This is a genomic window from Paracoccus aerodenitrificans (assembly GCF_027913215.1).
Lineage (GTDB): Bacteria > Pseudomonadota > Alphaproteobacteria > Rhodobacterales > Rhodobacteraceae > Paracoccus > Paracoccus aerodenitrificans.
This window is the reverse complement of the sequence record NZ_CP115784.1, coordinates 3222887-3249153: the sequence shown is the minus strand read 5'-3', so window position 1 is coordinate 3249153 and position 26267 is coordinate 3222887. Positions and strand designations below refer to the sequence as shown.

Sequence of the window (26267 nt, the reverse complement as noted above, 5' to 3'; positions counted from 1 at the left end):
AATACTACGCCCGGAGTCACCATGTCCTATAATCCCGCAACCAGCGAACCTAATTGGCAGCAGGCATGGGCCGATGCCGACAGTTTCAAGGCTGTACGGGATGAGCGGCCCAAATATTACGTGCTGGAGATGTTCCCCTATCCTTCGGGGCGCATCCATATGGGCCATGTCCGCAACTATGCGATGGGCGATGTGGTGGCCCGGTTCAAACGGGCGCAGGGATTCTCGGTGCTGCACCCGATGGGATGGGACGCGTTCGGGATGCCCGCCGAGAATGCCGCAATGGAACAAGGCGGCCATCCGCGCGACTGGACCTATGGCAATATCGCCACCATGCGCGACCAGTTGAAACCGCTTGGCCTGTCTATCGACTGGAGTCGCGAATTCGCCACCTGCGATGATGATTATGTCGCGCAGCAACAGGCGCTTTTTCTGGATTTCCTTGATGCCGGGCTGATCACCCGCAAATCGGCTCAGGTGAACTGGGACCCGGTCGATATGACCGTGCTGGCGAATGAGCAGGTAATCGACGGCAAGGGCTGGCGTTCCGGTGCGCCGGTCGAGCGAAAAGAGCTGACGCAATGGTTCTTCCGCATCTCGGATTACTCCGAAGAGCTTCTGTCCGCCATTGACGGTCTGGAAGGCTGGCCCGACAAGGTCCGGCTGATGCAGCAGAACTGGATCGGCAAGTCGCGCGGCCTGCAATTCCGTTTCCGGACGGTCGATGCACCCAAAGGTTTCGACGAGATCGAAGTCTACACCACCCGCCCCGACACGCTCATGGGCGCAAGCTTTGTTGCTCTGTCGCCGGATCATCCCCTGGTGAAACATCTGGCCGAATCTTCGCCCGAGATTCAGGCTTTCATCGAGGAATGCCGCCGCATCGGCACAACCGAGGAAGCCATCGAAACCGCGCCGAAAATGGGTTTCGACACCGGGCTGAGCGTTACGCATCCTCTTGATCCGGAATGGAAACTTCCGATCTGGATCGCGAATTTCGTGTTGATGGATTACGGCACCGGCGCGATTTTCGGCTCTCCGGCCCATGACGAGCGCGACCATGAATTCGCCACGAAATACGGCCTGCCGATTCGCGCGACATTCGGTGAGCACGGCATGACGCTGAAACAGGCCGATGCAATGGTCGCGAAGGCTCCCTATGTGCCGCTGAAATCCGAGATCGTGACCTATGTGCGCGGCTTCTCTGGTCAGGCCGATCAGACCGGCGAGAATGCCGTGATCGCCGCGATTAACCATGCCGAGGCGGAAGGCTATGGCGAAGGCGTCACCAAATACCGCCTGCGCGACTGGGGCATTTCGCGGCAGCGTTACTGGGGCTGCCCGATTCCGGTCGTGCATTGCGATACATGCGGCACCGTGCCCGAGGCGAAAGAGAATCTGCCGGTGCTGCTGCCGCAGGATGTCAGCTTCGACCAGCCCGGCAACCCGCTGGACCGCCACCCGACCTGGCGTCAGGCGACCTGCCCCAAATGCGGCGGCGCGGCGACCCGCGAAACCGACACGATGGATACTTTCGTCGATTCGAGCTGGTACTACGCCCGCTTCACCTCGCCCCATGCAGACACGCCGACGAATCGCGCCGATGCCGATTACTGGATGAATGTTGACCAGTATATCGGTGGTGTAGAGCATGCGATCCTGCATTTGCTCTATTCCCGCTTCTTCGCCCGCGCGATGGTCAAGACCGGCCATCTACCCGAAAAGGCAATCGAGCCGTTCAACGCGCTGTTCACGCAGGGCATGGTCACGCATGAGATCTATACGACGCGGAACGATAAGGGCCGGGCGGTCTATCACCTGCCAGAAGAGGTCACCTACGGGAAGCTGACGGATGGAACCCCCGTCACGGTGATTCCCTCGGCCAAGATGTCGAAATCCAAGAAAAACGTGGTGGACCCCGTCAATATCGTCGCCAATTTCGGCGCCGACACTGCCCGCTGGTTCATGCTGTCCGATTCGCCGCCCGAGCGTGACGTGGAATGGACCGCCGCCGGGGCCGAGGCGGCGTATAAATTCCTCTCACGCGTCTGGCGACTGGCCGATGATATCCCTGACGGAGGCGAGGACCCCGAACTGACCCGAAGCGCCCATCGCGCCATTGCCGATGTGACGAAATCCATCGAGGGGTTTGCATTCAACAAGGCCGTGGCAAAGCTGTACGAACTTGCCAACGCCATCGGCAAATCCAGCGCCGGCGGCGATGCACGGCGTGAGGTGCTGCGGATCATGGCGCAGCTTATGGCGCCGATGGTGCCGCATCTGGCCGAAGAAGTCTGGGCCAAGGCGGGCGGTCAGGGCATGGTTGTCGATGCTGGCTGGCCGAAAGCCGATCCGGCGCGGCTGGTCGATGATTCGGTCACTCTGCCGATCCAGATCAACGGTAAGCGCCGGGCCGAGATCAGCGTGGCGAAGGACATGCCCCGCGAGGAAATCGAATCGCTGGTGCTCGCCGATGAGACGGTGCAGCGTTTCCTTGACGGAGCGCCGCCGAAAAAGCTGATCGTGGTTCCGGGACGGATCGTCAATGTGGTCGCGTAACCCCCTCGCCCGCCGGGCGGTTCTTGCCGGTGCGGTGGCGTCGCTGGCGGCATGTACGCTGACACCGGCCTATGGTCCGGGCGGGACAGGCACAGCGCTTCATGGCCGGGTGGCCTTGCCCGAACCTGACGATGTGGACAGTTTCGCGCTGAATCGCAGGCTGATCGAGCGGCTCGGCCATGAGGACAGCGCCGCATACCGGCTGGAATATCGCCTGACCACGGCCAGCGTTCCGCAGGCGATTACGGCTGATGAGGTGACGACGCGCTATTCGGTCAACGGCACGGCGGATTTTTCCCTGACCGATATCCTGACCGGCGCGGTAATCACACAGGGCCGGGTGTCCAGCTTCACCTCATATTCGGCGGTCGGCACCACGATTGCGACGATCTCGGCGGAACGCGACGCGCATGAGCGTCTGATGGTGATGCTGGCCGACCGGATCGTGACCTGGCTGCTGGCTACCGGACCACGACCGCAGCAATGATTCTGAAAGGCGCCGAAATAGGGCGCTATCTGGCGCGACCGGACCCGACCCGGCCCGCGCTTCTGATCTATGGACAGGACGCGATGCGCGTCGCGCTGAAACGCGCCGAGGCCGTGGCGGCGCTGACCGGACCCAATGCCGATGAGGAAATGCGCCTGACCCGCCTTCCCGGCGCGGATCTGCGCAAGGATGCGGCGGCGCTGATGGATGCGGTGAAGGCGGTCGGCTTCTTTCCGGGCCAGCGCGTTGTGCTGGTCGAGGACACGCCCGATGCCGCAGCACCCGCCATCGCCGCCGCTCTGGAGGAATGGGCGCATGGCGATGCGGTGATCGTGGTGACCGCTGGCGGGCTGAGCAAATCATCCGCCCTGCGCAAGCTGTTCGAACCGCATCAACAGGCCGTCACCACGCCGATTTATGACGATCCGCCGGGCGAAGAGGAGATCACGCGATGGCTCTCAGATGCGGGCCTAACCGAGATCGAACGTGACGCGATGCGCGATCTTCTGGAATTGTCCCGTGCGCTCGATCCCGGAGATTTCCGCCAGACGGTCGAGAAAATTTCGCTGTACAAGTTTCAGGACGATACAGCGCTGAGTTCCGCCGAGGTTGCGCTGATGGCTCCGGCCACGATCGACGCCGAGGTGGATGAGCTGATCGATATCGTCGCCGAGGGTAAATCGGACCGTTTCGGCCAGATGATGCGCCGGATCGAGGGACAGGGCATCGCGCCGGTGACGATCTGCATCGCCGCCCTGCGCCATTTCCGTGCCCTCCATGCCGCCAGCGCCGATCCGGGCGGGCCGCAGGCCGGGCTTTCCCGGCTGCGCCCTCCGGTTTTCGGGCCGCGCCGCGACCGCATGGCGCGTCAGGTGCAAAGCTGGGGCATGCGCAATCTGGAAGAGGCCGTGCATCATCTGCTGGACACCGATCTGCAACTGCGCAGCTCGACCCGAGCACCGCAAATGGCATTGATCGAACGTGCCCTGATCCGGCTGACGATGACGCCGCGCGGCTCGCGGTGACCGAGGCTCTGGTTATCGGGGCGGGGCCTGCCGGGCTGATGGCTGCCGGGACGATTGCAGAGGCCGGTCATCGGGTGATTCTCACCGAGGCGATGCCGACCCCGGCCCGTAAATTCCTGATGGCGGGGAAATCGGGGCTGAATCTGACGATGGATGAGCCCGATGAGCGGTTCAGGCAGAATATCAGCCTCGGAAGCGGGGGCTGCCCGCCCCCGCACCCCCAGGGATATTTCAGCCAGGATGAAAGCCGTTTTGGACCTGCGGAGGTGATGGGCTGGGCGCGAGGGTTGGGGATCGAGCTTTTCACCGGCTCGACCGGGCGGGTGTTTCCGGTCGGGATGAAAGCCTCGCCGCTTTTGCGGGCCTGGCTGGCGCGACTGCGGCGAGCGGGCGTGGATCTGCGGACGCGCTGGCGCTGGCGTGGCTTTGACGGGGATGGATACGGTTTTGAGACGCCGGACGGGTATCGGGTGCTGCGGCCCGATGCCGTGGTGCTAGCGCTTGGCGGGGCAAGCTGGCCGCGACTGGGATCGGATGCGGCATGGGTTCCGTTTCTGACAGCGCGGGATGTGGGGGTCGCGCCGTTTCGTCCCGCGAATATGGGGATACGTATCAACTGGTCCGGGAAGATGGCACCGTTTTTCGGGCAGCCCGTCAAAGGCACCGCGCTTCACGCAGGCGAAAGGACCAGTCGCGGGGAATGGGTGATCTCGGCGCAGGGAATTGAGGGGGGCGGCGTTTACAGCGTCGCCTCGGCGATTCGCGATGGTGCTTTGGGGCGGCTGGATCTTGCGCCGGATCTGGATGAAGCCGTGCTTGCGAAACGCTTTTCCGTACCGCGCGGGAAGCTGTCGGTCGGGAACTGGCTGCGCCGGGTTCTGGGAAATCCGGTTAAAGTCGCTTTGCTGCTGGAATGGGGGCAGACCTTGCCACGCGATCCGGAGGACTGGGCGCGGCGTGTGAAATCTCTGCCGGTTCATCATGAGGGGCCGATGGGGCTGGAGCGGGCGATCTCTTCCGCCGGGGGAATCAGGCTGGATGCGTTAACCCCATCGCTGGAGATTCGCGGCCTGCCGGGTGTCTTTGCCGCCGGTGAAATGCTGGATTGGGAAGCGCCGACGGGCGGCTATCTGATCACCCATTGCCTTGGTCAGGGTCTCTTGGCCGGACAGGCCGCAGCGGATTATCTGGCGGCCGCACGGCGATAGGCGGCACGCGCCTTCATCCGCGCCATATAGTCCGGCAGCCACCCATCGGTCAGCGGAAATCTCGCCGCCATTGCCCAACTCAGGCAATGTGTCAGGATTACATCCGGCACGGTCATGTCGCCACCCATCAGAAAAGGCCCCTCTCCGACACGTTGCTTCAGGGTCTCCTGACTGCGCTGAAACTCCCATCGCAGCGAATCCTTGATGCCCGAGACGCGCAGTTCTTCAGGCAGAACGAAACTGTGACGGGCCGCCGTCCACAGCACGGCATCGAATTCGTCCAGCAGGAACTGGGTCAGACTGTCCTGACGCGCCCGGTCGCGTGTGCCGGCGGGATGGGTCAGACCGCCGTGGCGATCCGCGAGATACTGGATGATGGCGGTGGAATCGGTGATCGGAATGCCGTCATCGACCAGCACCGGCACCTTCCCCGCCGGGTTGAACGCCACCACACCATCCGAGCGGGGCGCGGCGGGATCGTGCTCGAAGGGCTGGCCGAGTTCCTCAAGCACCCAGAGAACCCTGAAGGCGCGGCTGTCCGATCTTCCGATAACGCGATACATGGCTGCCTCCGTATATCGGGTCAGGCTATTGCGGCGGGTCCTGAGGAACAAGCCGCATCAGGGCCGGTGCGGATGTGCAATCCGAAAACCTCGCGTCATCTTGACCATATCCGTGCAAATGACCAAAGCTGCCGCAGAAGCGCGGAGTCCGTTCATGCAAGCCTCATCTTCCAGATTATTCACCCCGATCCTCATCGGGGGCTGCATTATCCTGCTGATCAATTTCGCGCTGCGAGCCAGTTTTGGCGTTTTCCAGATCCCGGTGCAGGAAAGCTATGGCTGGCCGCGCGCGGATTTTTCGATGGCCATCGCCATTCAGAACCTGGCCTGGGGAATCGGACAGCCACTTTTCGGTGCATTAGCCGAACGCTGGGGAGATCGCTGGGCGGTGATCCTTGGATCGCTGCTCTATGCGCTTGGCCTGCTGATGTCGGCGCTTGCCACATCTCCGGCAGCCATGCAGTTGTGGGAAATCGCCGTGGGTTTCGGTATTGCGGGCACCGGGTTCGGCGTGATTCTGGCCGTGGTCGGACGCGCGGCAAGCGATGAGAATCGCAGCCTTGCCCTCGGCATCGCCACCGCAGCCGGATCGGCCGGACAGGTCTTCGGCGCACCTCTGGCAGAAGGCCTGCTGTCCATCATGGAATGGCAGAGCGTCTTCATGACCTTCGCGGCAATCTCGCTGACCATGATGCTGTTTCTTCCCCTGCTCGGGCCGGGCCGCCCCGCCTCTCCGTCAGAGCTGGAAGAGAGCATGGGTTCGGTGCTGAAACGCGCCTTCCGCGACCCGTCCTATCTGATGATTTTCGCCGGGTTCTTTTCCTGCGGCTATCAGCTTGCCTTCATCACCGCGCATTTCCCCGCGCTGGTGACCGAGATGTGCGGACCGATCGCGCCCGGCACGCTTCTGCATTCCATCGGGATCACCACGACATCATCGCTTGGGGCATGGTCGATTTCGCTGATCGGCGCGGCCAATATCGCCGGGACGATATTCGCGGGATGGCTGGGCAACCGCTATTCCCGGAAATACCTGCTGGCCGGGATTTACACGCTGCGCACGCTGATCGCCGCCGCCTTCATCCTGACACCGATCACTCCGGGCAGCGTGATCCTGTTCAGCGTCGGCATGGGTGCGCTGTGGCTGGCAACCGTGCCGCTGACCTCGGGTCTGGTCGCCTATATTTATGGGCTGCGCTATATGGGAACGCTGTATGGTTTTGTCTTTCTCAGCCACCAGCTTGGGTCGTTCCTGGGCGTCTGGTTGGGTGGCACGCTGTATGACGCAACCGGAGGCTACACGCTAGTCTGGTGGGTCGGGGTCGGAGTCGGCGCATTCTCGGCGCTGATCCATCTGCCCGTGCGCGAGGCGCCCTCGCGCCTGCCCGCAGCGGTCGTCTGACCGCGGCCTGAGGATCTAGGCTTTCGGGACCTCGGCAGGTTCCTTCCAGGCGATGGTCATCTGGGTCTGCGTCACCTGCGCAGCCAGCTTGCCGTCACCGCGCGTCACCGCGATCTGCCAGATCTGGGTCGTGTTGCCGACATGAACCGGCGTCACCGTGGCGCGGGCCACATCGCCGATACGGATCGGGCGCAGGAAATTCACCTTGGATTCCAGCGTCACGGTGTTTTCGCCATCTTTCAGGTTCAGAGACGACGCTGTGCCGCCTGCATTATCGGTAAGCCCCAGAATCGCGCCTCCATGCATGACGCCATTCCGGTTGGAAAGCGCCTCGGTCACGGGCAACTCCATCACCACCCTTTCGCGTGAAGCTTCCAGTATCGAGATTCCAAGCGTTCTGGCAAAGGCTGGCTGACGCATCGCGACGTCGTTCAGGCGGGCATCATCGTTCATTGCTGGCTCCTTGCTGAGATGGTCTTGCCTGACCGGCATATCCGACACCATCATCCGCGTTTCGGCAGATATCCGGGCATGGCGAAAAAGACGCGCGGATAATCCTCGCTGGCCGGGAAAATGACAAGCGCCGCAGAGAGGTTTTCTGACCCTCGCCAAGCTGTTCGCATCGCGTTAAGGAAAGCCATGATCTGGGACAGTATCGCGAATATCCCGGCGGCAGAGCTGGGGACCTTCATTGTGGGCGGGCTTCTTCTGAATGTCGCGCCGGGACAGGATGTGCTGTTCGCCTCGGCCTGCGGCATCAAGGGTGGTCCGCGTGCCGGAGCGGTGGCGGGCATAGGCGTCGGGCTTGGCGTGCTGTTCCACCTGACTCTGGCGACAATCGGTCTGGGCGCGGTGATCGCGGCACATCCCGGCCTGTTGCGGGCGATCAAATATATCGGCGCGGGCTATCTGCTGTTTCTCGCCTGGCAAAGCTGGAACGCGCAGCCGCACAGCCCCGACAAGGCTCCACCGGAAAGCCTGTGGCGTATCCTGCGGCGCGGGATGCTGTCCAATATGCTGAACCCGAAGCCGGTCCTGTTCCTGCTGGCCTTCCTGCCGCAATTTACCAAAGTTGAATATGGCCCGGTCTGGCATCAGATCCTCGGCCTCGGGCTGATCTTCGCCACCACCGGCACGCTGGTCACGATTGCTTACGGGATCGTCGCAGGCTGGCTGGGTCTGCGGCTGGGACGCCATCTGGGCGTGATGAACCGCGTCGCCGCGATCATCTTCGCGGGGCTGGCCGTGCGTATGGTCGCAAAGTGATTTCAGACTATAACCCGCCCCGCGATCCGCCGGTCATCCTGCATGAGGATCACGAAATCCTCATCGTCAACAAACAATCCGGCCTGCTCTCCGTCCCCGGCAGAGGTCCCGACAAGGCCGATTGCCTGATCGAGCGACTGCGCGGTGCCTTCCCGACCGTGCTTCTGGTCCACCGGCTTGATATGGACACGTCCGGGGTGATGGTCTTCGCCCTGACGCCCCACGCGCAGCGCAACCTCTCGGGCCAGTTCGAGGCACGGCGCGTGAAAAAGACCTATTACGCCCGTGTCGCGGGCCAGGTCGTCGGGAAAACAGGAACAATCGAGCTGCCGCTGATCGTCGACTGGCCGAACCGCCCTCTTCAGAAAGTCGATCACGAACATGGCCGCCCGGCACGGACCGACTGGCGGGTGGTGCGGGCCTCGGATGACGAAACCCGGATCAGGCTGTACCCGCTGACCGGGCGCAGCCATCAGCTTCGCGTCCATATGCGTGAAATCGGCCACCCCATTCTGGGCGATCCTCTTTACGCAAAAGGCAGCGCGGCGGCCTATCCGCGCCTGATGCTGCACGCGGAATCGCTTCGGGTGAAACATCCCGACAGCGACATGCAGATGAGCTTTTCCGCGAAGGTCCCGTTCTGAGAAGCAACCGGCAAAAACGGCACGACAGCGTTGCAGAAATGCGACTTTAGCTTCTGATTATGACAAATTCTCACAATTTTGCCCAATGCGTCCTTGCCCTGAGCACAGCACATAATGCGTAATTTATGCTATAAAGACGGATCATGTCAGTTGCGCGGCCCTTAACAAGCTGCATAGGTTCCATTGCAGCTTGAATGTCGGGGATCGCGGCGACCGGCAGCAGAGGCGCGAACCGATGAACACATTGTTACGCAGTTTCCTTGTCAGGTTCATCACCAGAGGCAACCTGACCGTTATCGACAGCAAGGATGAGAAGCTTTCCGTCGGCGACGGCTCAGGGGTCAGGCTTGTCGTCAAGTTTCACTCGGCACAGGCAGAGCGGGCCGCCGCGACGAACCCCGCGCTGAAACTGGGCGAAGGCTATATGGATGGCGATATCGAGATCCTCGAAGGCTCGATGTACGACCTGATCATGCTGGGTTACCGAAATGCCGGTCGCGGCCTGATGCCTGCCGTCTGGATGAAGGCGCTGGAGAAGGTGCGGATCACCGCAAGGCGTCTGCATCAGATCAACACAAGGCTGCAATCGCGGGGAAATGTGCAGCGGCATTACGATCTGTCGGCGGATCTCTATCGCCTCTTTCTCGATCCCGACATGCAGTATTCCTGCGGTTACTTTCCCTCGCCGGATATCTCTCTGGCAAAGGCGCAATTGCTGAAAAAACGGCATATCGCGGCGAAGCTTCAGGTGTCGGACGACCACGAGGTGCTGGATATCGGCTGCGGATGGGGCGGGATGGGCCTGTATCTGTCGCGGGTCGCGGGCGCACGCGTGACCGGAGTCACCCTCTCGGATGAGCAGCTTGCCCTGGCGCAGCGCCGGGTCGAAACAGAGGGCCTTCTGGATCGGATCGATTTCCGCATTCAGGATTACCGCGAGATCAAACAGGATTTCGACCGCATCGTGTCGGTCGGCATGTTCGAGCATGTCGGCATCAACCATTTCGATGGATTCTTCCGCAAATCCGCCTCGATGCTGCGCCCTGACGGCACGATGTTGCTGCACACGATCGGACGCGTCGATCCGCCCGGCGCGACGAACCCGTTCCTGCGCCGCTATATCTTCCCCGGCGGATATATCCCCGCTTTGTCCGAGATCATGCAATCGGTCGAGAAATCCGGCCTTGTCGTCACCGATATCGAGGTGCTTCGCGTACATTACGCCGAAACGCTGAAAGCATGGCGCGAGGCATTCATGGCCCGCCGTGACGAAGCCGCTTCCCTGTACGACGAGGCATTCTGCCGGATGTGGGAGTTCTATCTTGCCGGCAGTGAGGCCTCTTTCCGTGAGGGCGGCATGGTCGTGTTCCAGATCCAGCTTGCCCACCGGGTCGGACAGGTGCCGGTGACCCGCGACTATATCGTCGCATCCGCCGAGCACCTTGCCCGTCTGGAACAGGAACGCGGCATTCCCGGTCCCGCCTGGCCCGAGGACTGGCCGGAATTCCCACGGCAGCTCTGCGCCTGATCCGGCGGCGCGGCCTGCGAGGAACCGTATCCGGCAGAACGGCCGGATACGGTACGGCGATTACCAGCTTGTCAGCACGGCGCCTTCGTATTTCTCATCGATGAACGCCTTTACCTCATCCGAGTGGTAGGCCTCGACAAGCTGACTGACCCACGGCGCATCCTCGTCCCCTTCGCGGACAACGATGATGTTCACATAGGGGCTGTCGGCTTTTTCCATCGCAATGGAATCGTCCTTCGGGCTCAGCCCCGCAGCCAGAGCGTAATTCGTGTTGATGATCGCGATATCCGCATCGGTAAGCGCACGGGGAAGCTGGGCCGCATCCAGTTCAAGAAACTCCAGATCCTTGTCGTTCCCGGTGATGTCCAGCGGGCTCGGGACCAGACCCGTATCCTCGGCCAGGGTGATCAGACCCATATCCTGCAGCAGAAGCAGCGCCCGACCACCATTGGTCGGATCGTTCGGGATCGCAACCTGTGCGCCCTCGGGCAGATCGGCCATATCTTCGATCTTGTCGGAATAGATCCCCATCGGCGTGGTAATGGTGGTCGCGACTTCGACAAGCCCGAACCCCCGATCCGCGATCTGGTTTTCCAGATAGGGCCGGTGCTGGAAGCTGTTCGCGCTGAGATCGCCATCGGCAAGCGCCTGATTGGGCACCACGTAATCCGAGAACTCGACCACGTCGATATTCAGCCCCATCGGCTCGGCGACGCGGGCGACCTCTTCCATGATCTCGGCATGTTCGCCCGGAGAAACGCCGACAGTGATATCCTCGGCGAAAGCGGCCCCGGACAGCGCCAGAGCGGATAGGAAACAGGTGAGACGAAGCATTTTGACCTCTCTTCGTTGGAAATCGGTTGCGAAAATTCAGTTGCCGCGATTGCGCGGCGCACGTTTGTCCACCCGCGCGGCGATCCATTCGCCGATGGATTGGACAAGCTGGACCATGACGATCAGGATGACGACCACGGCCAGCATCACATCGGGCATGAAACGCTGATAGCCATAGCGGATGCCCAGATCGCCCAGCCCCTCACCGCCGACCGCGCCGACCATCGCGGAATAGCCGATCAGGCTGACCACGGCCAGCGTCAGACCCAGAACCACCCCCGGCATGGCCTCGCGGATCAGTACCTTGCGGATGATCTGGAACGGCGTGGCACCCATAGCGCGGGCAGCCTCGATCAGGCCTGCATCGACCTCGCGGATGGCATTCTCGACCAGCCTTGCGATGAAGGGAATGGCGGCGATGGTCAGCGGCACGATGGCCGCCGTCGTGCCGATAGAGGTTCCGGCGATCCATCGGGTGAAAGGGATGATCGCCACCACCAGAATGATGAACGGGATCGAGCGGGCAGCATTCACCACCAGCCCGAGCACCTTGTTCCACCACGGCGCGGACAGCAATTCCCCGCGCTGCGAGGTGGCCAGAAACACGCCCAGAGGCAGCCCGAACACCGTGCCCAGTATCGCCGAGACGACAACCATATACAGCGTCTGTATGGTCGCCTCGTAAAGCAGGCCGATCAGATCAGCGGACATAGCCAAGCACCTCCGTCATCAGCCCGTGCCTTTCCAGAAAGCCACGCGCCTCGGCCCCCTTCGCCGCATCGACCGAGATCAGCAGATTGCCGAAAGGCCGCGTGCCGATTTCCTCGACCGCACCGGCAAGGATATTCGCGGCGACACCCATTTCCGAGCTCAGCCGCGCCAGCATCGGATCGGTGGCATGAGCGCCCGAGAACGTCACCCGGATCACCTCTTGCGCATCGCCCTCGCTCCGCGCAGCCTGAAGGCGATCCGCGATAAAACCGGGCAGATTGATCCCGATCACACCGGACAGGAAGCTGCGCGTCGTCGGATGCTGAGGGTTGACGAAGACATCATGTGTCGGCCCCGCCTCGACAATCCGGCCCCCGTCGATCACCGCCATGTCGCTGGCAATATCGCGCACCACGCCCATCTCATGAGTGATCAGCAAGATGGTCAGCCCCAGATCGCGGTTGATGTCGCGCAGCAGCGCCAGCACCGTCTGCGTGGTTTCGGGATCGAGCGCCGAGGTCGCCTCATCCGACAGCAGCACCTTGGGACGGGTCGCCAGCGCCCGCGCAATCCCGACGCGCTGCTTCTGCCCGCCCGACAGCTCTGCCGGATAGCGCTTCGCCTGCGCCTCCAGCCCCACACGCGCGATCAGATCATCGACGCGGGGCCGGATCTGCGCCGATGGCATCCCGGCGATTTCCAGCTGCAGCGCAATATTGCCGTAAACCGTGCGCGAGGCCAGCAGATTGAAATGCTGGAAGATCATCCCGACATCGCGCCTGATATTGCGAAGCTCAGCTCCCTTCGCCCGGCCAACATCACGCCCCGCAACGGTCACGGTTCCGGCGGTCGGACGCTCCAGCCCGTTCACCATGCGCAGAAGCGTCGATTTCCCCGCGCCCGAACGCCCGATAACCCCGCAAACCGAGCCTGCCGCGATCTCAAGCGTCACATCCTGAAGCGCCACGACCTTGCCGCCCGCAGCATCGCCGAAGGCTTTCCCGACGCCATCAAAGCGGATCGCCGCACCGGAGAGACTGGATTGAGACATGATGCCGACTTGCATTGCTTGAAGTCCTCGCCGCCTAACGCAGTTCGGACGGGAAAGGCAAGGTCCCGGCGCGTCGGCTCAGGGCAGTTATGCGCCTTGCGCAAGCAAACAACCGGCCGGAACCACAACGTCCCGAACCCCGCACTTCGCTTGACTTTCCCCGGTCCCGGCACCATTCAGCCGTGGTATTGCAGGCCAAAGGACAGCACATGGCGAGAACCGAGAAGAAGGAAGGCATCTGGGAAACGATCAAAACGGTTTTCTGGGCGCTGGTGATCGCCGGGATCTTCCGCACGCTGTTCTTTCAACCCTTCTGGATCCCCTCGGGGTCAATGAAGGACACGCTGCTGATCGGGGATTTCCTGTTCGTCAACAAGATGGCCTATGGCTATTCCGCCGTGTCCTGCCCCTTCTCGGCCTGCCCTATCGACGGGCGAATCATGGGATCGGACCCCGAGCGCGGCGATGTGGTGGTGTTCCGCCACCCGACTCGCGGCGTCGATTTCATCAAGCGCGTGATCGGCCTTCCCGGAGACCGCATCCAGATCACCAATGGCCGGCTTATCATCAATGGCGAGCCCGTCCGCTATGAGGAGCAACCCGATTTCGTCGAGATCAAGGCTCAGCAGGGTGGCCAGCGCCTGCAACCGCGCTGCGCGAACGATCCCGTCCCCGAGGGCGGAGAATGCCGCAAGGAACGCGCGACCGAGATCCTCCCCAACGGGGTCAGCTATGACGTTCTGAACATCATGGATGGCTGGGTCGCCGATAATACCGAAATCTATACCGTCCCCGAAGGCCATTACTTCTTCATGGGCGATAACCGCGACAATTCCGAAGATTCGCGCTTCCCGGCAATGACCGGCGGGCTTGGCTTCGTTCCGGGGGAATATCTGATCGGGCGGGCCGACCGGATCATGTTCTCATCGGCGGGCCGCTCGCTGCTGTTCTTCTGGACATGGCGGGGCGACCGGTTCTTCAAGGCAGTCGACTAGGGCGGATAAGGTGAAGCTGTCTGCGGAACTCCGCGATTTCTCGACCCGGCTGGGCCATGATTTTGCGCAGCCCGAATTGCTGGTGCAGGCACTGACGCATGGCTCGGTGTCCTCACCGACCCGGCCTCATAACCAAAGGCTAGAGTTCCTCGGCGACCGTGTGCTGGGCCTGACAATGGCCGAAGCGCTGTATCAGGCCGATGCCGACGCCTCCGAGGGCCAGCTTGCCCCGCGCTATAACGCGCTTGTCCGGGGCGAGACCTGCGCCGCGATTGCCCGCCAGATCGGTCTGGGCGATGTGCTGAAGCTGGGCCGCTCGGAAATGATGTCCGGAGGACGCCGCAAAGAGGCTCTGCTGGCCGACGCGATGGAAGCCGTTCTGGCGGCGATCTATCTGGATGCTGGATTCGAGGCCGCGCGTGCCGTGATCCTGCGTCTCTGGTCGCAGCGCCTGAAGACGGTCGAGGCGGATTCCCGCGACGCCAAGACCGCCTTGCAGGAATGGGCGCAGGCCAATGGCATGGCGCCGCCGAAATACGAAGTTACCGCCCGCAAGGGCCCCGATCACGCGCCGCAATTCGAAATCACCGTGTCGCTGGAGGATGGACGGCGCAGCGTCGCCTCTGGCAAGGGCACCAAGCGCAGCATCGAACAGCTTGCCGCACAGGCCATGCTGACGGAGATCGGGGTGTGAGGCATCCTCACCCCATTGCCGGAACAGATATCAACAGGCAGGGAAACCCGGATATGATCCCTCCCTGCCCCGATCCGAAAACACCGCCCTCCCCTGTCGCCCCCCTTTTCCCTGTCGCCCATGTCGCGACGCCACCTTCATCACCGGACCCGTAACATGACCGAACCCACCCAGACCCGCACCGGCTTCGTCGCCCTGATCGGCGAACCCAATGCCGGGAAGTCTACCCTGCTGAACCAGATGGTCGGCGCGAAAGTCTCGATCGTCACCCATAAGGTGCAGACCACCCGCGCCCGCATCCGCGGCATCGCGATGGAGGGCGACGCGCAGCTTGTTTTCGTCGACACGCCCGGCATCTTCCGCCCGCGCCGACGGCTCGACCGGTCGATGGTCGCGGCTGCGTGGGGCGGGGTCTCGGATGCCGATGTCATCGTCCTGCTGATCGAGGCGCATCGGGGGCTGACCGACGGTGTACAGAAGATCCTCGACCATCTGCGCGAAACCGCGGGCAAGCGCCCCGTCGCGCTCGCCATCAACAAGATCGACCGGGTGAACCCCGAGGTGCTGCTAACCCTGACCCGGCAGATGAATGAAGCCTATGATTTCGCCCAGACCTTCATGATCTCGGCCCAGAAGGGACGCGGCACTGACGATCTGCGCAAATGGCTGGCCGAAACCGTCCCCGCCGGACCCTGGCTTTACCCCGAGGATCAGCTTGCCGATCTGCCCATGCGCATGATCGCCGCCGAGATCACCCGCGAGAAACTGACCCTGCGCCTCCATGAGGAACTGCCCTATCAGCTCACCGTGGAAACCGAAGCATGGGAGGACCGCAAGGATGGCAGCGCCAAGATCGACCAGATCATCTATGTCGCCCGGGCCGGTCACAAGGGCATCGTTCTGGGCCATAAGGGCGAAACCATCAGCGCCGTCGGCAAGGCCGCCCGTCAGGAACTGACCGAATTTCTCGGTCGCACGGTCCATCTGTTTCTGACCGTGAAAGTCCGCGAAAACTGGCTGAACGAGGCCGAGCGCTTCACCGAAATGGGCCTCGATTTCGACGATGGCTGAGCGGCTGGCCGCGCATATCTGGGTCGGGGCCTATCTGACCCGGCTGGGGATGGCCAATATCCCGGCCTATGTGCTCCGCCACGGAGACGATACCGCAGGCGCAATCATGGTGAAATGCGCCACGCTTGACGGCAATGCGACGCTGTGGCGGCGCGAATGGGATTTCGAGACCGATCAGCGCCCCTGGACCCGCATCGCCGCCGGAGCCGAGACGGATATCGACGCCACGATACGCCGCGAAGCCGGTTTCGACCCGGATCTCTGGGTGATCGAGATCGAAAGCCGCGAAGGCCGGACCCTGCTGGACGAACCCGGCCTCGGCTGAGCTCCCCGCACGCCGCAGCGCTTGACAGGAAGGCGTCGCGTCACCTAACCGCGTCAGGGGCGGTGGCGTCGCGCCCTGATCCGAATTCACCGTCCTGAACGCCCGGACAGACATCGCCATGACAGATGGCGGTGGCGAAGGAACGGCATATGTCAAAGATCGCCCCACCCGAGTCCGGTCACGGCCCGGCCAGTCTGATCGGCATCACAGCGCTCTGCGTGGCGATGCTGCTGATGCCCATCGGCGACGCCATCACGAAATCGCTCACCTCGGCTCTGTCCCCATCGATCATCGCGGCAGCCAGAGCGATCATCCAGCTTGCCGCATTCGGCATCGCCGCCCTGTTGCTGCGCCGGATGCTGCGCGGCCGGGTATTTTCGGTGTTCTCGTTGCTGGCGGGACTGTTCAGCGCATCCATAAGCTGGCTGCTGATCACCGCATTCCAGACCATGCCCATAGCAACCGCAATCGCCATTTTCTTCGTCGAGCCGCTGCTGCTGACCCTGCTCGCCGGTCCGCTTCTGGGCGAAACGCCCGGCCCGAGGCGCTATCTCGCCGTCGCAGTGGGCCTGCTGGGAACGCTGCTGATCCTGCGCCCGAATTTCGCGGTTTTCGGCCCGGTCGTACTGTTGCCCCTGCTGGCGGCATTCGCCTATGCGGCGCATATGATCGTGACGCGAAAGGCGATGCGCGACACCTCGCCGCTGTCCTTCCAGCTTGGCGCATCCACCGCCGGAGCCGCCGCCCTGATCGCCATCGCCCTGATCGCGCCGGGCGACGGAGGAACCCTGCCCGGACTGACCGGACTGTCGGGATGGGTCGCCGCCGGGATCGTCACCTCGGGCATCCTCGTCGCCGTGACATTCCTGCTGATCACCTTCGCCTTCAGCCGCGCCGAGGCCAGCATCCTCGCCCCGCTGCAATACCTTGAGATCCTTGGCGCAACCGCAATCGGCTATCTGGCCTTCGGAGATATTCCCGATCTGCTGACCATCCTCGGCACCATGATCATCCTTGGCTCGGGCCTGTACATCCTCCACCGCGAGCGCAAGGCCGGTCAGCATATAGAGCCGATCCGTCGGGATATCTGACAGGATGCGGCAGGTGACTGGGCCGCAAGGTGCGGCTGCGTCGTGAGGTTATGCTTCGGAGCGGGCCTTCTGGAGAGATGCTTTAAGGTGCAATCCGCAGGCGAAGTAGAGCTTCATACAGATACTGAAATAGCAAATCTTTGATCCGATTATGCAACCGCTCAGGAAATTTGATCGCTCTCAAACCTTTTCCTTAAGTAAAAGTCGACGCGGCTCCTAGGCTCAGGACTCGTTCTTGATCATAACCAGAAGATGACGGTCGCGGCGAGCAGGATTGCAGAGAAGAAGGTCTCGGGGCAACGGTCGTATCGGGTGGCGACGCGCCTCCAATCCTTGAGTCGGCCGAACATGATTTCGATGCGGTTGCGGCGTTTGTAGCGCCGCTTGTCGTATTTGACGGGTTTCTTGCGCGACTTCCGACCCGGGATGCAAACCTTTATCCCCTTGTTTTTCAAGGCATCTCTGAACCAGTCGGCATCATAGCCCCGATCGGCCAGCAGCCAATCCGCCTCCGGCAGGCTGTTCAGAAGTGCCGCTGCCCCGGTGTAATCACTGACTTGTCCGGCGGACATGAAGAACCCTATCGGGCGGCCCTTCGCGTCGGTGACGGCGTGCAGTTTCGTGTTCATGCCGCCTTTCGTTCGCCCGATCTGGCGCCCGCGCCCCCTTTTTTGACCCGCAGGCTCGAGGCCGTGCGGTGCGCTTTCAGATAGGTCGCGTCGATCATGATCGTCTTATGTTCGGCGCTCTCGGCGGCGAGGCCCACCATGAGCCGGGCGAAGATCCCGTTCTCGCTCCAGCGCTTCCAGCGGTTGTAGAGCGTCTTGGCGGGGCCATATTCCTTAGGTGCATCGCACCATCGCAAGCCATTACGATTGATGAATATTATGCCGCTCAGCACACGCCGGTCGTCAACGCGTGGCTTGCCGTGGGATTTCGGGAAATAGGGTTTCAGACGCTCCACCTGCGCGTCAGTCAGCCAGAAAAGGTTGCTCATAAATCAGGTCTCCTTGCGGAGCCTGAATCACGTCAAACGCCCGAGATCAATGGGTCTGGAGCCTAAGGACCTTATCACCACCCGTCTCGCACACCAGCACCCGAAACACCTCCCACCAACGACCAAAAATCCGCCGGAGCCTCTCAGCCCCGGCGGCAAACACATCGCCCGAAGATCATTCCGGCAGTTCGGTCCCGGCCTGCTCGACCAGAGAGGCAAGCTGCGTGCACAGGGCCGCCTCATCCGTGCCCTGACGGGCCGCGGCATCGGCGAGGGATTGTTCGACGCCCATCGCGCTGACCGTCCCCTGCTGACCCTTCTCGTAAGCCATCTGGGCCGAGGCCTCATCGGTGGCCTTGGGCATCAGCGTCAGAAGCTTTGCCTGCGTGTCCACAGCCGCGCCGTCGATATGGCCCTCGGTCTGGCAGTATTCCAGCACGCCAAGCTGGTTGCGGGCTGCCGACACCGCCATATCGGGATCCTGCGCCGCAGCGCTTTCCTGTGCAGCGGCAAGGCCTGCGGCGCTCAGGGTCAGACCCAATGCGAGAACGGATGTCTTCAACATGATAAACCTCAAATATAAGGCGGCGGATATGCCGTCGCCCGCATAGGTGACCATCTTCCCCGCGACATCAACCACGGCTCCGGGGATGAGTGATTCCCCGCCGATTCACTCCGGTTCCATCGGCAAAGACTCCCCCTGCCCTTTCCCTTATGCGCGGGATAACAGGATCGTCATGGAACAGTCGCCCGATTCGCCTCGCGGATATGCCTTCGCGCTTGGTGCCTACCTGATCTGGGGGGTGCTGCCGCTTTTCATGAAGGCGCTTTCGCATATCCCGCCGACCGAGGTCATCGCCCACCGGGTGATCTGGTCCCTGCCTCTGGCCGGAGCGGTGCTGATCATGCAGCGCCGCACCGACGATATCCGGGCAGCGGTGCGGCATCCGCGTTTGCTGGCAATGGCCGGGCTGACGGCAGCGCTGATCACCTGCAACTGGCTGGTCTATGTCTGGTCCATCGCCAATGACCGCGCGATCGAGGCAGCGCTTGGATATTATATCAACCCGCTCTTTTCGATTTCGCTGGCGGCGCTGCTGCTGGGAGAACGGCTGGGAAGGCTGCAACTGGTCGCAGTCGGGCTGGCGGCACTGGCGGTACTGATCCTGACGCTGGAAACCGGCAGTCTGCCCGCCGTCGCGGTCGGGCTGACCCTGTCATGGGGGTTCTATGCGTTCTTCAAGCGCTCGCTGCCGCTTGGCCCCAATCAGGGATTCACGCTTGAGGTCATGATCCTGCTGATCCCGGCGCTGATCTATCTGATCTGGCTGCATATGAATGGCGGCGGACATTTCGGCAAAAGCTGGACCGACACCGCTCTGCTGATCGGCTGCGGCCCGGTTACGGCAATTCCGCTGATGTTCTATGCGAACGGGGCGAAGCTGCTGAGGCTCTCGACCATCGGGATCATGCAATACATCACCCCGACCATGATCTTCATCTTCGCGGTCTGGCTGTTCAACGAACCTTTCGGCGGCGCGAAGCTGATCGCCTTCCCGCTGATCTGGGCGGCGCTGATCATCTACAGCTACACGCTGATCCAATCCGCCCGCGCCCGCCGCCGCGCGGCCCGGCTTGAAGCGGCAATGCGTCCCGAATAACGCTTCCCGCTCGCGTCATACGGCCTGTGTACAGCCGGTGTACGCATCGTGCACAGATTGCGCCGCCCGGTTTCAGCCGGTTTTCGGCAGCGCCTCGATCACCACGAAAGCCTGCGCCCAGGGGTGGTCATCGGTCAAGGTGACATGCACGACGGCCTCATGACCGGGCGGAGTCATCTTCTCCAGACGCTCCGCCGCCCAACCCGTCAGATGCATGACCGGCTGCCCGCTGCGGAGATTCGACACCGACATGTCGCGCCACGAAATCCCCATCGCAAGACCTGTGCCGAGCGCCTTGGAGCAGGCCTCTTTCGCCGCCCATCTCTTGGCCAGAGTCCCGGCCTCATCCTTGCGCCGCGCCGCCTTTTCCAGTTCCCGCCCGGTAAAGACCCGGTTGCGGAAACGGTCTCCGTGACGGTCCAGAACACCCTGAATCCGTTCGATATTCGCCAGATCCGCGCCGACCCCGAGGATCATGATCCGATGATCTCTGCGGTGATCATGCCGGTGGACTGATTCAGCGTCACGCTCAGCTCTGCCGGGGATTCATGTCCGGTGTCAGGATCGAAAGCCGACACGGGAAACACGAATGACAGCCCGGTTTCCGGGTCGTAATCGACCTGTCTTTCAGCAAAATCCAAAGCCGCAAATCCCGTTGGCCAGCCCGCATCGCCCGCAAGGGATACGACCCTGCACTGCCTTTCCCCAAGCTCATTGCGCGGCGGAGAGAGGATCATCAGATGCAGCGCCGCCGCTGCGGGTTCCAGCGTGTCCAGCAGCACGATCCGCACCGCCCCTTCCGCATAGCTTGCCGTATTGGCGTCCCAGGGCTCCGGCACATTTCGCGCCGAACTCCATTCGCCGCATTCCCCCACCGATTGCGCCGCAGCCGGTGCCGCCAGAAGCAGGAATAATGCCAGAAACCGCATCATGACCGGGCCTCCTCAATACGCCGCCGCATCTCGGTAATGGCGTCAGGAAATCCAAGGAATATTGCTTCGGAGATCAGGAAATGGCCGATATTCAGCTCTTTCACCTGAGGGATCGCGGCAATCGGGGCAACCGTGTCAAAGGTCAGCCCGTGGCCTGCATGGACCTCAAGCCCCAGACTATCGGCCAGAGCGGCCCCCTCGATCAGCGCGGCAAGTTCGGCGTCGCGCTCGGCGGTTCTGCCCTCTGTGTCGAAATCGCAATAGGCGCCCGTATGCAGTTCGACCACCGCCGCGCCGATCCGCGCGGCCGCCCGGATCTGCGCAGGCTCATGGCCGATGAACAGCGAAACACGGCTGCCCGCCTCGCGCAGCGGCGCGATATAGCGGGCAAGCATGGCTTCCTGCCCGACCACATCCAGCCCGCCCTCGGTCGTCCGCTCTTCCCGCTTCTCCGGGACCAGGCAGACCGCATGAGGCTTGTGGCGCAGCGCGATTGCCTGCATTTCCGCGGTCGCCGCCATCTCAAGATTCAGCGGCAGCCGAAGCCCCGACATCAGCGCATCGATATCGGCGTCCCGAATATGGCGGCGATCCTCGCGCAGATGCGCCGTGATCCCATCCGCGCCCGCCTGTTCAGCCAGAAGCGCCGCACGCAGCGGATCGGGCCACGGCGTGCCGCGTGCATTCCGCACTGTCGCGACATGATCGATATTAACGCCCAGTCTCAGCATCCCGGCACCTCCTGCAACGGACCTTAGATCGGCGGAGACTGCGGGGCGAGTCCCGTCGATGTGATCCACCAGTTTTCATAAGCGGCTCCAATGCGATACGCCGCCATTCCGGCAGAGGTCGCGTCGGGGAAAATCCCGAAACATGTCGCACCCGACCCCGACATCCGCGCCAGCATTGCGCCTTCATCCTGCAAGGCCCTCAAAACGGTTCCGATGACGGGAAACAGGTTTATGGCCGGGTCCTGAAGATCGTTGCGGCAGGCATGAAGATAGTCCAGCAGCCCTTCCAGATCGAACTGACCCGGAAGATCGGGCATCGCCGGATTATTCTTCTGTTCGAGCGCCCGGAACACTGCCGGTGTCGGCACCTCGATGCGGGGATTGACCAGAACCATCCGCAGATCGGGCAGATCGGGCACAGGCTGAAGGATCTCGCCCGTACCACGCATCCGGGCGGGCTGCGAGGCAAGGCAGACGGGCAGATCCGCGCCAAGTCTCTCAGGCTCTGGGGGCAGTTCGTGACCCATCCGCGCAAGACCACGCAGCACCGCCGCAGCATCCGCCGAGCCGCCACCGATCCCCGAGGCGACGGGAAGGTTTTTGGTCAGGCTGATCGCCGCCTCTGCCCCGGCCAGCCTTGCGGCGCGGAGGCACAGATTATCATCACCGGAAAGACCCTGCGCAAAGGGACCGCTGACGGAAAGGGACAGCCCGCCCTCGACAAGCGTTACGGAATCGCCCACCCTGGCAAAGACGACAAGCGAATCCAGCAGATGATAGCCATCCTCGCGCTGACCCGTCACATGCAGCGTCAGGTTCAGCTTGGCGGGCGCGAATTCCTGAACACTCATTCCTCGTCGGCCGCAATCCCGTCATGGCGTTGAGGGGCCAGAGTGCCGCCATTCGCCTCTTCCTCGGCCAGAACCGCATCCAGACCGCGATCCAGCTTGGCACGGATACGCTCTGCCTCGGCTTCGGTTTCGGGGCCAAGGCTGAGCGCACGTTTCCACTGAATTTCGGCCTCACGCTTGCGGTCGACCATCCAGTAAATATCGCCCAAATGGTCATTGACCAGCGGGTCGTTACTCATCTCGGCGACGGCGCGTTCCTGAGGAGCCACTGCCTCATCATAGCGACCCAGACGGTACAGCACCCAGCCAAGGGAATCGAGGATATAGCCGTCATCCGGCGACAGCTCGACCGCACGTTCGATCAGGCGCAGCGCCTCATCCAGATTCTGCCCCCGGTCGACATAGGAATATCCCAGATAGTTCAGCATATTCGCATTATCCGGCCGGATCTCCAGCGCTGCCTTCAGATCCGTTTCGGCCCGGTCGAACTGGCCGAGCCGCTCTAATGCGATGGCGCGGGCGTAAAGCGGGAACCAGAGATCGTCTTCATTTGCCGGATCGACCAGCGAAATCGCCTTGTCATAGGCCGGAACGGCCTGCGCCCATTTATCCTGCTGCCGCATCAGATCGCCAAGCGCGATCCAGCCCTGAGCCAATTCCGGCGAGGCGGCGGTCAGCGCAAGCGCAGCCTTTTCGGCATCGACCAGACGGTCGGCGCGGGCCAGCGTGTCGATGCGGACCAGTTCCGCCGTGGGGCGCATCTGGCCGTTTTCGCGAAGCTGTTCGAATTCCGCCTCGGCGGCGTCGAACTGGCCGACGGATTGCAGCATCTGCGCGACCATCAGCCGCGCATCGGCCATGTCGGGCGAGATATAGCTGGCAAGCCGCGCATGGATCAGCGCCAGAGGGTTGGGATCGACATCATTCGCCAGAAGCGTCGCAAAGGTCAGGAAAACCTGTGCAATCCCGTCGCGCGGATCAGAGACGACGTCGAAAGGCACGTCCTCACCCTCCCGCAGCTTTTCGGACATATCCTCGACCAGACCGTCAATGCCGATGCCGGAGACGCGGTCCAGCAGCGCAAGGGCGTCATCCCTGCGGTCAAGCTGAGCCAGCACCTGCGCTTCGACAAGCGCTCCCATCAGGTTCTGTTCCGGGGTGTCGCTGTGCAGCAGCTCGGCAGCGGTCTCGAAATCGCCGACAAGTGCCTTGGCCAGAGCCATGTGATAATCCACCAGATCGCCGGTCCCCGGGATCTGCCGGATCCGGTCGAAGGCGGTATCCGCATCCGATGCCCGGCCCTCACCCAGCAGAGCCCAGGCACGCAGCATCCCGTCCAGCAGCCTTTCGGTGCCGTCCTCTTCTCCTTCGCTTGCATCCAGCAATTGCAGAAGCCCGGACCAGTCCTGCTGCCGGGCCGCACGCGCACGTTCGACCAGTTCGACAAGGCGCGAGGACATGCCCTCTTCGCTGGTTTCCATCCCTGCATCGGCCAGTTCGACGGCACGCTCGATCTGCCCCGAGGCAAGCAGCGAGATCAGCGTGCTGTCATTGAGATAAACCGACCCGGGATCCTGCCGCAGCGCCCGCAGATAATATTCCGACGCAGCCTCGAAATCGTTTTCCATCGCAGCCGTCCGCGCGGCGAGATAGGGGCCCGCAAGATCATCGGTCAGCGGGGCTTGCGGTTCCTCTGGCCGGTCGCGATCCTCAGCGCGTTCGGGCCGGTGCGGCGGCGGCTCGGTACTCTGCGCGAAGGCAGGCAGTGCGGTCACCCCGGAGACCGGCAGACCGGCCATCGCAGCCATCAGCAGGACATGAAAAGACTTCATCAACGCAAATCCGATTTTCCCGTGTCCGCACGACCCTATCCGCGCGATGCCTGACACGCAACGGCAGCACCGGCATCACGCGGATCGGCACGATCACATATTCGGGTAGTTCGGCCCGTCCCCGCCCTGCGGCGTGGTCCAGTTGATATTCTGCAGCGGGTCCTTGATATCGCAGGTCTTGCAGTGAACGCAGTTCTGAAAATTGATCTGGAACCGCGCCTCATCGCCTTCCCCGATCACCTCATACACGCCCGCCGGGCAGTAACGCTGCGCCGGTTCGGCATATTCCGGCAGATTGACCGCAATCGGGATCGAGGGATCTTTCAGCTTCAGATGGCAGGGCTGCGCCTCCTCGTGGTTGGTGAAGCTGAAGCTGACATTGGTCAGACGGTCGAAGGAAAGCTTCCCGTCCGGCTTCGGATAATCGATCTTCGCGTATTTATCCGCCTTGCCGGTGGCCTCGGCATCCGTCTTGCCATGTTTCCACGTTCCCAGGGGATTCCAGCCGGTCACATTGGCCACCCACATATCGAACCCGCCAAGCGCCAGAGAAGCCGTCAGCCCCATTTTCGACCAGATCGGCTTGACGTTGCGCACCTTCTTCAGGTCCTTCGCGACCGGACCCGAACGCAGATCGTCTTCATAGGCGGTCAGCTCATCGCCCTCGCGACCTTCGGCAATCGCGGCGGCGGCGGCATTCGCGGCAGCGATGCCCGACAGCATGGCGTTATGGTTGCCCTTGATCCGCGGCACATTCACCAGACCCGCGGAACATCCCAGCAGAACCCCGCCCGGGAAGGTCAGTTTCGGGATCGACTGCCAGCCACCTTCCGAAATCGCCCGCGCACCATAGGCGACACGCTTGCCGCCCTCCAGCAGATCAGCGACCATCGGGTGATGCTTGAGGCGCTGGAACTCCATATACGGATACAGATGTGGGTTGGCATAGTTCAGATGCACAACGAAGCCGATCAGCACCTGATTATTCTCGAAATGATAGATGAACGAGCCGCCGCCCGCATTCTTGCCAAGCGGCCAGCCCATCGTGTGGGTCACGGTGCCGGGCTTGAACTTCGCCGGATCGACCTCCCAGATTTCCTTCATGCCAAGGCCGAATTTCTGCGGCTCATGCCCCTTCGAGAGACCGTATTTCGCGATCACCTCTTTCGACAGCGAACCACGCACACCCTCGGCCAGCATCACATATTTTCCGCGCAGTTCCATGCCCGGCTCATATTGCGGGCCGGGCGTGCCATCGGCGTTCAGGCCCATTTCACCGGCAACGACGCCGGCCACGCGCTCACCATCCATGACAAGCGCGGAACAGGCCATGCCGGGGAAGATCTCGACGCCCATCGCCTCGGCCTGCTCGGCCAGCCAGCGGGTCACATTGCCCATGCTGACGATGTAATTGCCGTGATTATTCATCAGGGGCGGCATCGGCCAGTTCGGCACCCGCATCTGCCCGGCTTCACCCAGAATATAGAAATTATCCTGCGTGACCTCCTGACTGATCGGAGCGCCCTTTTCCTTCCAGTCCGGAATCAGCGCATCCAGCCCCGAGGGGTCCAGCACCGCGCCCGACAGGATATGCGCCCCGATCTCAGAGCCTTTTTCAAGCACGACGACGTTCAGATCCTCATCGATCTGCTTGAGACGGATCGCCGCTGACAGGCCGGAAGGTCCTCCGCCAACAATCACAACGTCGAAATCCATCGACTCGCGTTCGTGTTCGCTGTTCTCTTCCGTCATTGGCTTGCCTCCGCTCGCATATGTCTTATCTGTCCTAGACGCTGTGCGGCTGCCGGG

General features: G+C 62.3%; 27 protein-coding genes. 14 read left to right on the top strand and 13 right to left on the bottom strand.

What is annotated here, in order from left to right; genetic code table 11:
• The first annotated feature begins 21 nt into the window (after window positions 1-21).
• From leuS to PAE61_RS17180, 4 genes are read left to right on the top strand one after another with little or no spacing between them, the layout of a single operon-like run.
• Entirely contained in the window at window positions 22-2559 is a 2538-nt protein-coding gene (gene leuS / locus PAE61_RS17195; protein WP_271113558.1) for a leucine--tRNA ligase, read from the top strand.
• Entirely contained in the window at window positions 2546-3046 is a 501-nt protein-coding gene (gene lptE / locus PAE61_RS17190; protein WP_271113557.1) for an LPS assembly lipoprotein LptE, read from the top strand. The genes leuS and lptE overlap by 14 nt, the downstream gene beginning before the upstream one ends.
• The gene (gene holA, locus PAE61_RS17185; RefSeq protein WP_271113556.1) at window positions 3043-4071 is read left to right on the top strand and encodes a DNA polymerase III subunit delta; all 1029 of its coding nucleotides are present in this window, start codon (window positions 3043-3045) and stop codon (window positions 4069-4071) included. The genes lptE and holA overlap by 4 nt, the downstream gene beginning before the upstream one ends.
• Window positions 4068-5279, top strand: a complete 1212-nt coding sequence (locus tag PAE61_RS17180) for a BaiN/RdsA family NAD(P)/FAD-dependent oxidoreductase (protein WP_271113555.1) — start codon at window positions 4068-4070, stop codon at window positions 5277-5279. The genes holA and PAE61_RS17180 overlap by 4 nt, the downstream gene beginning before the upstream one ends.
• On the opposite strand, the gene PAE61_RS17175 is transcribed toward PAE61_RS17180, so the two are convergent.
• Window positions 5255-5842 carry a glutathione S-transferase family protein gene (locus tag PAE61_RS17175; protein ID WP_271113554.1) on the bottom strand — a complete coding sequence of 196 codons (588 nt, stop codon included), beginning with the start codon at window positions 5840-5842 and terminating at the stop codon, window positions 5255-5257. The two genes, PAE61_RS17180 and PAE61_RS17175, sit on opposite strands and share 25 nt — an antisense overlap.
• A gap of 154 nt (window positions 5843-5996) precedes the next feature.
• On the opposite strand from PAE61_RS17175, the gene PAE61_RS17170 reads away from it, so the two are divergent.
• Window positions 5997-7244: an MFS transporter gene (locus PAE61_RS17170; protein WP_271113553.1), complete on the top strand. Its 1248-nt coding sequence runs from the start codon at window positions 5997-5999 to the stop codon at window positions 7242-7244.
• A 15-nt stretch (window positions 7245-7259) separates the two neighbouring features.
• Here PAE61_RS17170 and PAE61_RS17165 read toward each other — a convergent pair whose 3' ends face one another.
• A complete protein-coding gene (locus tag PAE61_RS17165; RefSeq protein WP_271113552.1) occupies window positions 7260-7697 on the bottom strand; it encodes a PaaI family thioesterase in 438 nt (145 codons plus the stop codon).
• Between the two features lie 186 nt (window positions 7698-7883).
• On the opposite strand from PAE61_RS17165, the gene PAE61_RS17160 reads away from it, so the two are divergent.
• The 3 genes from PAE61_RS17160 to PAE61_RS17150 all read left to right on the top strand — a co-directional run bounded on the left by PAE61_RS17160 (window position 7884) and on the right by PAE61_RS17150 (window position 10682).
• Entirely contained in the window at window positions 7884-8510 is a 627-nt protein-coding gene (locus PAE61_RS17160; protein WP_271113551.1) for a LysE family translocator, read from the top strand.
• Window positions 8510-9154, top strand: coding sequence for an RluA family pseudouridine synthase (locus tag PAE61_RS17155; protein WP_271115186.1), 645 nt, complete (start codon window positions 8510-8512; stop codon window positions 9152-9154). The genes PAE61_RS17160 and PAE61_RS17155 overlap by 1 nt, the downstream gene beginning before the upstream one ends.
• A gap of 235 nt (window positions 9155-9389) precedes the next feature.
• Window positions 9390-10682: a cyclopropane fatty acid synthase gene (locus PAE61_RS17150; protein ID WP_271113550.1), complete on the top strand. Its 1293-nt coding sequence runs from the start codon at window positions 9390-9392 to the stop codon at window positions 10680-10682.
• Window positions 10683-10742: 60 nt separating this feature from the next.
• Here PAE61_RS17150 and PAE61_RS17145 read toward each other — a convergent pair whose 3' ends face one another.
• The 3 genes from PAE61_RS17145 to PAE61_RS17135 are packed head-to-tail and all read right to left on the bottom strand — an operon-like array spanning window position 10743 to window position 13293.
• Window positions 10743-11516 (bottom strand): MetQ/NlpA family ABC transporter substrate-binding protein, encoded by a 774-nt coding sequence (locus tag PAE61_RS17145; protein WP_271113549.1) that lies wholly within the window; start codon window positions 11514-11516, stop codon window positions 10743-10745.
• A 36-nt stretch (window positions 11517-11552) separates the two neighbouring features.
• Window positions 11553-12227 carry a methionine ABC transporter permease gene (locus tag PAE61_RS17140; protein ID WP_271113548.1) on the bottom strand — a complete coding sequence of 225 codons (675 nt, stop codon included), beginning with the start codon at window positions 12225-12227 and terminating at the stop codon, window positions 11553-11555.
• Window positions 12217-13293: a methionine ABC transporter ATP-binding protein gene (locus PAE61_RS17135; protein ID WP_434803088.1), complete on the bottom strand. Its 1077-nt coding sequence runs from the start codon at window positions 13291-13293 to the stop codon at window positions 12217-12219. The genes PAE61_RS17140 and PAE61_RS17135 overlap by 11 nt, the downstream gene beginning before the upstream one ends.
• A gap of 194 nt (window positions 13294-13487) precedes the next feature.
• Here PAE61_RS17135 and lepB point away from each other — a divergent pair, with 194 nt between their 5' ends.
• The 5 genes from lepB (at window position 13488) to PAE61_RS17110 (ending at window position 17454) form a co-directional block, all read left to right on the top strand.
• The gene (lepB, locus tag PAE61_RS17130) at window positions 13488-14273 is read left to right on the top strand and encodes a signal peptidase I (protein ID WP_271113547.1); all 786 of its coding nucleotides are present in this window, start codon (window positions 13488-13490) and stop codon (window positions 14271-14273) included.
• A 10-nt stretch (window positions 14274-14283) separates the two neighbouring features.
• Window positions 14284-14967: a ribonuclease III gene (rnc, locus tag PAE61_RS17125; protein WP_271113546.1), complete on the top strand. Its 684-nt coding sequence runs from the start codon at window positions 14284-14286 to the stop codon at window positions 14965-14967.
• A gap of 156 nt (window positions 14968-15123) precedes the next feature.
• Window positions 15124-16038, top strand: a complete 915-nt coding sequence (gene era / locus PAE61_RS17120; protein WP_271113545.1) for a GTPase Era — start codon at window positions 15124-15126, stop codon at window positions 16036-16038.
• Window positions 16031-16363, top strand: coding sequence for a DUF1491 family protein (locus PAE61_RS17115; protein WP_271113544.1), 333 nt, complete (start codon window positions 16031-16033; stop codon window positions 16361-16363). Before era ends, PAE61_RS17115 begins: the two co-directional genes overlap by 8 nt.
• Before the next feature lie 149 nt (window positions 16364-16512).
• Complete coding sequence (locus PAE61_RS17110) at window positions 16513-17454, top strand: DMT family transporter (RefSeq protein ID WP_271113543.1); 942 nt, start codon at window positions 16513-16515, stop codon at window positions 17452-17454.
• A gap of 239 nt (window positions 17455-17693) precedes the next feature.
• On the opposite strand, the gene PAE61_RS17105 is transcribed toward PAE61_RS17110, so the two are convergent.
• Window positions 17694-18451, bottom strand: a protein-coding gene (locus PAE61_RS17105) for an IS5 family transposase (protein WP_271113542.1) whose coding sequence is annotated in 2 segments (ribosomal slippage) — window positions 17694-18115 and window positions 18115-18451 — 759 coding nt in all. Because the reading frame shifts where the segments join, the coding sequence is not laid out codon by codon here.
• A 175-nt stretch (window positions 18452-18626) separates the two neighbouring features.
• Window positions 18627-19016: a pore-forming ESAT-6 family protein gene (locus tag PAE61_RS17100; RefSeq protein WP_271113541.1), complete on the bottom strand. Its 390-nt coding sequence runs from the start codon at window positions 19014-19016 to the stop codon at window positions 18627-18629.
• Between the two features lie 172 nt (window positions 19017-19188).
• Between PAE61_RS17100 and rarD the strand changes: the two genes are divergently transcribed.
• Window positions 19189-20112: an EamA family transporter RarD gene (gene rarD / locus PAE61_RS17095; RefSeq protein ID WP_271113540.1), complete on the top strand. Its 924-nt coding sequence runs from the start codon at window positions 19189-19191 to the stop codon at window positions 20110-20112.
• A gap of 72 nt (window positions 20113-20184) precedes the next feature.
• Here rarD and acpS read toward each other — a convergent pair whose 3' ends face one another.
• From acpS to PAE61_RS17065, 6 genes are all read right to left on the bottom strand, one after another.
• Window positions 20185-20589, bottom strand: a complete 405-nt coding sequence (acpS, locus tag PAE61_RS17090) for a holo-ACP synthase (protein ID WP_271113539.1) — start codon at window positions 20587-20589, stop codon at window positions 20185-20187.
• Window positions 20586-21044, bottom strand: coding sequence for a hypothetical protein (locus PAE61_RS17085; RefSeq protein ID WP_271113538.1), 459 nt, complete (start codon window positions 21042-21044; stop codon window positions 20586-20588). Before PAE61_RS17085 ends, acpS begins: the two co-directional genes overlap by 4 nt.
• On the bottom strand, window positions 21041-21775 hold the full coding sequence (locus PAE61_RS17080; RefSeq protein WP_271113537.1) for a pyridoxine 5'-phosphate synthase: 735 nt from the start codon (window positions 21773-21775) through the stop codon (window positions 21041-21043). Before PAE61_RS17080 ends, PAE61_RS17085 begins: the two co-directional genes overlap by 4 nt.
• A 23-nt stretch (window positions 21776-21798) precedes the next feature.
• On the bottom strand, window positions 21799-22626 hold the full coding sequence (locus PAE61_RS17075) for a 4-(cytidine 5'-diphospho)-2-C-methyl-D-erythritol kinase (protein WP_271113536.1): 828 nt from the start codon (window positions 22624-22626) through the stop codon (window positions 21799-21801).
• Window positions 22623-24458, bottom strand: a complete 1836-nt coding sequence (locus tag PAE61_RS17070) for a tetratricopeptide repeat protein (protein ID WP_271113535.1) — start codon at window positions 24456-24458, stop codon at window positions 22623-22625. The genes PAE61_RS17075 and PAE61_RS17070 overlap by 4 nt, the downstream gene beginning before the upstream one ends.
• A 93-nt stretch (window positions 24459-24551) precedes the next feature.
• Window positions 24552-26210, bottom strand: coding sequence for an electron transfer flavoprotein-ubiquinone oxidoreductase (locus PAE61_RS17065; RefSeq protein WP_271113534.1), 1659 nt, complete (start codon window positions 26208-26210; stop codon window positions 24552-24554).
• Window positions 26211-26267 lie beyond the last annotated feature (57 nt).

Excerpts from the sequence above, each read along its gene's own strand:
- leuS (WP_271113558.1), top strand. The coding sequence starts at position 22 with ATGTCCTATAATCCCGCAACCAGCGAACCTAATTGGCAGCAGGCATGG.
- lptE (WP_271113557.1), top strand. The coding sequence starts at position 2,546 with ATGTGGTCGCGTAACCCCCTCGCCCGCCGGGCGGTTCTTGCCGGTGCG.
- holA (WP_271113556.1), top strand. The coding sequence starts at position 3,043 with ATGATTCTGAAAGGCGCCGAAATAGGGCGCTATCTGGCGCGACCGGAC.
- PAE61_RS17175 (WP_271113554.1), bottom strand. The coding sequence starts at position 5,842 with ATGTATCGCGTTATCGGAAGATCGGACAGCCGCGCCTTCAGGGTTCTC.
- PAE61_RS17170 (WP_271113553.1), top strand. The coding sequence starts at position 5,997 with ATGCAAGCCTCATCTTCCAGATTATTCACCCCGATCCTCATCGGGGGC.
- PAE61_RS17165 (WP_271113552.1), bottom strand. The coding sequence starts at position 7,697 with ATGAACGATGATGCCCGCCTGAACGACGTCGCGATGCGTCAGCCAGCC.
- PAE61_RS17160 (WP_271113551.1), top strand. The coding sequence starts at position 7,884 with ATGATCTGGGACAGTATCGCGAATATCCCGGCGGCAGAGCTGGGGACC.
- PAE61_RS17150 (WP_271113550.1), top strand. The coding sequence starts at position 9,390 with ATGAACACATTGTTACGCAGTTTCCTTGTCAGGTTCATCACCAGAGGC.
- PAE61_RS17145 (WP_271113549.1), bottom strand. The coding sequence starts at position 11,516 with ATGCTTCGTCTCACCTGTTTCCTATCCGCTCTGGCGCTGTCCGGGGCC.
- PAE61_RS17140 (WP_271113548.1), bottom strand. The coding sequence starts at position 12,227 with ATGTCCGCTGATCTGATCGGCCTGCTTTACGAGGCGACCATACAGACG.
- PAE61_RS17135 (WP_434803088.1), bottom strand. The coding sequence starts at position 13,293 with ATGCAAGTCGGCATCATGTCTCAATCCAGTCTCTCCGGTGCGGCGATC.
- lepB (WP_271113547.1), top strand. The coding sequence starts at position 13,488 with ATGGCGAGAACCGAGAAGAAGGAAGGCATCTGGGAAACGATCAAAACG.
- era (WP_271113545.1), top strand. The coding sequence starts at position 15,124 with ATGACCGAACCCACCCAGACCCGCACCGGCTTCGTCGCCCTGATCGGC.
- PAE61_RS17115 (WP_271113544.1), top strand. The coding sequence starts at position 16,031 with ATGGCTGAGCGGCTGGCCGCGCATATCTGGGTCGGGGCCTATCTGACC.
- PAE61_RS17110 (WP_271113543.1), top strand. The coding sequence starts at position 16,513 with ATGTCAAAGATCGCCCCACCCGAGTCCGGTCACGGCCCGGCCAGTCTG.
- PAE61_RS17100 (WP_271113541.1), bottom strand. The coding sequence starts at position 19,016 with ATGTTGAAGACATCCGTTCTCGCATTGGGTCTGACCCTGAGCGCCGCA.
- rarD (WP_271113540.1), top strand. The coding sequence starts at position 19,189 with ATGGAACAGTCGCCCGATTCGCCTCGCGGATATGCCTTCGCGCTTGGT.
- acpS (WP_271113539.1), bottom strand. The coding sequence starts at position 20,589 with ATGATCCTCGGGGTCGGCGCGGATCTGGCGAATATCGAACGGATTCAG.
- PAE61_RS17085 (WP_271113538.1), bottom strand. The coding sequence starts at position 21,044 with ATGATGCGGTTTCTGGCATTATTCCTGCTTCTGGCGGCACCGGCTGCG.
- PAE61_RS17080 (WP_271113537.1), bottom strand. The coding sequence starts at position 21,775 with ATGCTGAGACTGGGCGTTAATATCGATCATGTCGCGACAGTGCGGAAT.
- PAE61_RS17075 (WP_271113536.1), bottom strand. The coding sequence starts at position 22,626 with ATGAGTGTTCAGGAATTCGCGCCCGCCAAGCTGAACCTGACGCTGCAT.
- PAE61_RS17070 (WP_271113535.1), bottom strand. The coding sequence starts at position 24,458 with ATGAAGTCTTTTCATGTCCTGCTGATGGCTGCGATGGCCGGTCTGCCG.
- PAE61_RS17065 (WP_271113534.1), bottom strand. The coding sequence starts at position 26,210 with ATGACGGAAGAGAACAGCGAACACGAACGCGAGTCGATGGATTTCGAC.